4 protein-coding genes are annotated in these 6,275 nt (G+C 69.3%); 2 read left to right on the plus strand and 2 right to left on the minus strand.

Annotated features, from left to right (window positions below; genetic code table 11):
- Both H0W38_RS14445 and H0W38_RS14450 read left to right on the plus strand, forming a co-directional pair.
- Window positions 1-706 (plus strand): PDZ domain-containing protein (locus H0W38_RS14445; protein ID WP_292455253.1); only part of this gene is annotated, 706 nt, incomplete at its 5' end.
- 143 nt (window positions 707-849) lie between these two features.
- Entirely contained in the window at window positions 850-1,491 is a 642-nt protein-coding gene (locus H0W38_RS14450) for a YbhB/YbcL family Raf kinase inhibitor-like protein (protein WP_292455254.1), read from the plus strand.
- Window positions 1,492-1,541: 50 nt separating this feature from the next.
- Here the strand turns inward: H0W38_RS14450 and H0W38_RS14455 are convergent, their stop codons facing one another.
- Together H0W38_RS14455 and H0W38_RS14460 are read right to left on the minus strand one after the other, a co-directional pair.
- Window positions 1,542-3,059, minus strand: coding sequence for an efflux transporter outer membrane subunit (locus H0W38_RS14455; protein WP_292455256.1), 1,518 nt, complete (start codon window positions 3,057-3,059; stop codon window positions 1,542-1,544).
- A complete protein-coding gene (locus tag H0W38_RS14460; RefSeq protein ID WP_292455258.1) occupies window positions 3,056-6,232 on the minus strand; it encodes an efflux RND transporter permease subunit in 3,177 nt (1,058 codons plus the stop codon). The genes H0W38_RS14455 and H0W38_RS14460 overlap by 4 nt, the downstream gene beginning before the upstream one ends.
- Window positions 6,233-6,275 lie beyond the last annotated feature (43 nt).

Genomic DNA, 6,275 nt, shown 5'->3' on the forward strand with positions numbered 1-6,275 from the left:
GATCTACTCGCGCACCGGCGGCTACCAGGGTCTGAGTTTCTCTATCCCGATCAACGTGGCGCTCAAGGTCAAGGACCAGATTGTCGCGACCGGCGAGGCCTCGCATGCGCGGCTCGGCGTGGTGATCCAGGACGTGAACCAGGGCCTGGCCGAGTCCTTCGGCCTGAAGACGCCGGACGGCGCCCTGGTGGCCAGCGTGGCGCCGGACAGCCCGGCCGCGGCGGCCGGCCTGAAGTCGGGCGACGTGATCACCGCGGTCAACGGCGAGCCGGTGATCCGCTCGGGGTCGCTGTCCAGCACCATCGGCATGTCCACCCCGGGTGAGACGGTCGAGCTGAAGGTCTGGCGTGACCGCGCGTTCACCACGGTGCCCGCCAAGCTCGCCGCCTTCGAGGACGACAAGGCGGTTGCCAGTGCCGACGAAATGCCGGCCGAAGGCGGCCAGCTCGGCCTGGCCTTGCGCCCGCTCACGGCGCAGGAGCAGCAAGCCGCGAAGGTCACGAGCGGCGGCATGCTGATCGAAAAGGTCGGCGGGCCGGCGGCACGCGCCGGCATCCAACGCGGCGACGTGCTGCTGTCGGTCAACGGCAAGCCGGTGGAGTCGGTGGCGCAGGTCAAGAGCGTGCTGGAGAAGGAGCCCAAGAGCGTGGCCCTGCTGGTCCAGCGCGGCGAGAACAAGATCTTCGTGCCGGTGAATCTGGGTTGAGCGATCTTGCGGCCCGCTCGAGCGGGCAGGTTCGAGGGGCCGGTAGCGCGAGCTGCCGGCCCTTTTTCCTGTGGCCGGCAAAGGTGCCTCGGGCGGGCACGTGGGCTGCTGCACAACCGGGGAACAACCGGAAGGAGCCCACCATGCTCGAAAAACTGCCCGACGTCGTCGGCCATGCACTGCGCGAGCAACGCGCCGGCATCGAGAAAACCGTCTACCGCCAGCTCGATCTGCGCGCCGGCACGGCGGCGATCACGCTGACCAGCCTGGCCTTTGCAGACCACGCACCGATCCCGGCCCTGTACACCGCCGATGGCGCCGGCCACTCGCCGCCGCTCGCCTGGTCGGGCGTGCCAGTGGCAGCGCGTTCGCTGCTGCTGATCGTCGAGGACGCCGATGCACCCACCCCCCAGCCGCTGGTGCACGCCATCGCGGTGGAAATCAGTCCGCACGAAACGGGCTTGAGCGAAGGCGCACTTAAAAGCCACGACCATGAGGGCGAAGGCGTGAAGACCGGCCGCAACTCCTACCTCGGCAAGAGCTGGCTGCCACCGGACCCTCCGCCCGGGCATGGCGTGCACCGCTATGTCTTCCAGATCTTCGCGCTGGCCGAGGGCGAGCCCTTCTCCGGCACACCCGGCCGCGACGCTGTGGTGGAAGCGCTGCGCGATCGGGCACTTGCGAGCGGCTGCTTGATCGGTACTTACGAGCGGCCGGACACGGCGATCAAAGTCGGAAAAGGAATGACGAGGGACGCGGCGGTTGGCATCGAGAACATGACCTGATGTGCATCCCGCGCGATTGGCTCCCTCTCCCCTGTGGGAGAGTGGACAAGTCAGTTCACTGCGAACGGCGCCGGCGGTGGCGCCTGCCAGCCCCCGCCCAGCACGCTGTAAAGAGTGACCTGGTTCTGCAGTTGCACCAACCGGGTCTGCAACGCAGCTTGCTGCGCCGCGAACAGCGAGCGCTGCGCATCGAGCAGATCGAGGTAGCTGGCCGCGCCGGCGCGGTAGCGCAGGTCCGACAACTCGAAGCGCCGCCGCTCGGCCTGTGACTGCGCTTCAAGCGCGCGCACCTGCTCGCCGAGCGTGGCACGGCCGGCCAGTGCGTCGGCGACTTCGCGCAACGCGATCTGCACCGTGCGCTCGTACTGCGCCACCGCAATGTCGCGATCGACCTGCGCCACCGCGAGCCCGGCGCGGTTGCGCCCCGCGTCGAAGATCGGCAGCACCAATTGCGGAATGAAGGACCAGGCCGCCACCCCGTTGTTGAACAGCCCCGAGAGTTCGTCGCTCGCCACGCCGGCGCTGCCAGTCAGCGTGATGCGCGGGAAGAACGCCGCGCGCGCCGCGCCGATGTTGGCGTTGGCCGCACGCAGCAGTTCCTCGGCTTGGCGGATGTCGGGCCGGTTGACGAGCAGTGCCGAAGGCAGGCCAGCAGGCAACTCGGGACCGAGGGAGGCGGCCGCAAGGCCGGCCAGCCCGTCCGCAGCCGGCAGGTCGGCCGGCAGCGGCTGCCCGACCACGAGCACCAGCGCGTTCTCGTCGATCGCCCGCTGGCGCTGCTGCTGCGCCAGCGTGGCGCGGGCGCTCTCCACCAGCGACTGGGCCTGGCGGAAATCCAGCTCCGAGACCACACCGCCCTCGAAGCGCAGTTGCGTGAGGCGCAGCGACTCCAGGCGGGTTTCGAGCGTGCGTCGGGTCAGCTCGAGCAGCGCGTCGTCGGCGAGCAGCGCGAGGTGCAGGTTCGCTACCGACGAGATCAGGCTGATCTGCGTGGCCTTGCGCGCTTCTTCGGTGGCGAAGTAGCGTGCCAGCGCCGCCTCGCTCAGATTGCGCACTCGGCCGAACAGGTCGAGCTCGAACGCCGTGACCGCCAGCCCGGCCGTGTACAGGCTGCTGACGTCGCCGCCCGCGCCCAACGGCTGTCGCGTGGCGTTCGCGGCGGCGTTGAGCGTCGGCAGCCGGTCGGCCCGCTCGACGCGGTAGAGCGCGCGCGCCTGCTCGATGGACAGCACCGCGATGCGCAGGTCGCGGTTGTTACGCAGCGAGAGCTCGATCAGCCGCTGCAGGCGCGGGTCGGCGAAGAACTGCTGCCAGGCGATGTCGACGGCCTGCGTGCCGGCCGGCGCAGGCTCGGCGTTCGAGCCGGGATAGGCCGGCGCGATGGGCGCGTCGGGCCGCGCGTGCGGCGGCGCGAGCGACGCGCAACCGGCAAGCAGCAGGGCCGCGCCGAGCGTCGCGAACTTCGATGCCGGCCACGCGCCACACCGATGAACCCCCCATCCGGCGCGGTCCGGCGCTCGGGCTCGCTGCGAGGCAGCGACGCCGCGAGATGCGATGCGATGCCTCATACCGCGTCTCCCTTCGGCACCGGCCGCGGCGGTGCGGGCTCCGCATCAATCTCGTGCGCATCGCGACGGCGCTGCCGCTCGCTGCCCTTGAAGATGCGCCGCACGACCACGAAGAACACCGGCACGAACAGCACCGCAAGCAAAGTAGCCGAGATCATGCCGCCCAGCACGCCCGTGCCAATGGCGCGCTGGCTGGCCGAGCCGGCGCCCGAGGCGATGAACAGCGGCAGCACGCCCAGCATGAAGGCCAGCGAGGTCATGATGATCGGCCGAAAGCGCAGGTGCGCCGCCTCCAGCGTGGCCTCGACGAGCCCCTTGCCCTGCGCGTGCAGGTCCTTCGCGAACTCGATGATGAGCACCGCGTTCTTCGCCGACAGACCGATGATGGTGATGAGGCCGACCTTGAAGTAAACGTCGTTGGGCATGTCCCGCAGGGTCACGCCCGCGAGCGCGCCGACCACGCCCAGCGGCACCACCAGCAGCACCGCGAACGGGATGGACCAGCTCTCGTAGAGCGCGGCCAGGCTCAGAAACACCGCCAGCAGCGCGAAGCCGAGCAGGACGAAGACCGTGGCACCGGACAACTTCTCCTCGCGCGACTGCGCGGTCCACTCGAAGGCGAAACCGGGCGGCAGCTGACCCGCCAGACGCGCCATCTCGTCGAGCGCCTGGCCGGTGCTGTAGCCCGGCCCGGCGTCGCCCGTGATGCGCGCGGCCGGGTAGCCGTTGTAGCGCACCGTCTGCATCGGCCCGGTGATCCACCGCGTGCTCGCGAACGAGGCCATCGGCACCGGCTGGCCCTCGCGGTTGAGCACGTTGATCGTGAGCAGGTCGTCGGACTGCATGCGCGAGGGCGCGTCGGCCTGAACGATCACGCGCTGCAGCCGGCCGTTGTTGGGAAAGTCGTTCACGTAGACCGAGCCGAGCGAGGTGGAGATCGCCGCGTTGATGGCCTCGAAGGGCACGCCCAGCGCATTCGCCTTGTCGCGGTCGATGTCGAGCATGAGCTGCGGCGCGTCTTCCAGGCCCTCCGGGCGCACGCCGGAGAGGACCGGGCTCTTCGAGGCCAGGCCGATCAACTGGTTGCGGGCGGCCAGCAACGCGGCGCTGCCGTTGCCGGCACGGTCCTGCAGCCGGAAGGAAAAACCCGTGCCGCGGCCGAGTTCGGGAATCGGCGGCGGGCTGACCGCGAAGATGAAGGCGTCGCGCACGCCCTGCAGCGCGCCGGTGACGCGCCCGGCGAGGCCCCCAGCTCCTTGGCCCTCGCCTTCGCGCTCGTCCCAGGGCTTGAGCGTCACGAAGGCCAGGCCGGCGTTCTGGCCGCTGCCCGAGAAGCTGAAGCCGAGCACCGACACGATGCTCTGCACCTCGGGCTGCTCGAGGATGTACGCCTCGGTCTGCTTCATCACCCCGAGCATGCGGTTTTGCGATGCGCCCGGTGGCAACTGCACGTTGACGATGATGTTGCCCTGGTCTTCGTTGGGCAGGAAGGAGGTGGGCAGCCGCAGGAACAGCAGGGCCACCACGCCCAGCAGCATCCCGTAGACGACGAGCGCGCGACCGGTGCGCCCGAGCAGGCGGGCCACGAAGCTTTCGTAGCCCTTGGCCGTGCGCGAGAAGCCGCGGTTGAACCAGCCGAAGAAGCCGCGCTTGGCATGGTTGTGGCCGGCCTGCACCGGCTTGAGCAGCGTGGCGCACAGCGCCGGCGTCAGCGACAGCGCCAGGAAGGCCGAGAACAGGATCGAGGTGACCATCACCGCCGAGAACTGGCGGTAGATGTTGCCCACCGCGCCGGCGAAGAAGGCCAGCGGCACGAACACCGAGACGAGCACCACGGTGATGCCGATGATCGCGCCGCTGATCTGGCCCATCGCCTTGCGCGTGGCCGCGAGCGGCGACAGGCCTTCCTCGCTCATGATGCGTTCGACGTTCTCGACCACGACGATGGCGTCATCGACCACGATGCCGATCACCAGCACCATGCCGAACATCGTGAGCACGTTGATCGAAAAACCCAAAGCGAGCAATACCGCGAGCGTGCCGAGCAGCGCCACCGGCACCACGATGGTCGGGATGATCGTGTAGCGGATGTTCTGCAGGAACAGGAACATCACGCAGAACACCAGCGCCACGGCCTCGAGCAGCGTGATGACCACCTGCTCGATCGAGATCCGGATGAAGCGCGAGCTGTCGTAGGGGATGGTCCAGTTCACGCCCGGGGGGAAGTAGGCCGACAGCTCGGTCATGCGCGCACGAATCGCGTCGGCCGTCTCCAGCGCATTGCCGCCCGGCGCGAGCTGCACACCGATGCCGGTGGACGGCTTGCCGTTGAGCCGGGCCGACGTGGCATAGGCCTGGCCGCCCAGTTCGATGCGGGCCACGTCGCGCAGGTAGACCGCCGAGCCATCCGGGTTGGCGCGCAGCACGATGCCGCCGAAAGCCTCGGGCGTGCTGAGCTGGCCTTCGACCACCACGGTCGCGAAGATCTGCTGCTCCGGCACGCTGGGCAGCTCGCCGATCGTGCCCGAGGACACCTGCGCGTTCTGTGAACGTACGGCCGCGGTCACGTCGGCCGGCGAAAGGCGGTAGCCGACCAGCTTGGCCGGGTCGATCCAGATGCGCATGGCGCGCTCGGTGCCGAAAAGCTGCGCCTGACCGACGCCGTTGATGCGCTGGATTTCCGGCAGCACCGAGCGTGAGGCGTAGTCGCCCAGCGCGATCGGCGTGAAGTTCGGATCGTCGGACGACAGGATCGTGAAGAGCAGGAAGTTCGAGCGCGCCTTGTCGACGCGCACGCCCTGCTGCGTCACCGCCTGCGGCAGGCGTGGCGCGGCGCGCGACAGCCGGTTCTGCACGTCGACCTGAGCCAGGTCGATGTTGGTGCCCGGCGCGAAGGACAGCGTGATCTGCCCCTGGCCGTTGGCCTGGCTCACCGACTCGAGGTAGATCAGGCCCGGCGAGCCGTTCATCTCCTGCTCGATCACGCTGACCACGCTCTGCTCGAGCGTGCTGGCCGAGGCGCCCGGGTAGGTGGCCGTGACCACCACCGTCGGCGGCGCCACCGGCGGGTACTGCGCGATCGGCAACTGCGTGATGGCCGTGGCACCCGCCACCATGATGAACAGGGCAATCACCCACGCGAAGATGGGCCGGTCGATGAAGAAGCGGGACATGGAGTGCTTCGCCTAGCTGCGGCTGCCGGCCGCGGAGGCCGGC

The sequence above is a fragment of the Methylibium sp. genome, from assembly GCF_013817365.1.
Taxonomy (GTDB): Bacteria; Pseudomonadota; Gammaproteobacteria; order Burkholderiales; family Burkholderiaceae_C; genus Methylibium.

Coding starts and splice junctions, on each gene's coding strand:
- H0W38_RS14450 (WP_292455254.1), top strand. CDS start 850: ATGCTCGAAAAACTGCCCGACGTCGTCGGCCATGCACTGCGCGAGCAA.
- H0W38_RS14455 (WP_292455256.1), bottom strand. CDS start 3,059: ATGAGGCATCGCATCGCATCTCGCGGCGTCGCTGCCTCGCAGCGAGCC.
- H0W38_RS14460 (WP_292455258.1), bottom strand. CDS start 6,232: ATGTCCCGCTTCTTCATCGACCGGCCCATCTTCGCGTGGGTGATTGCC.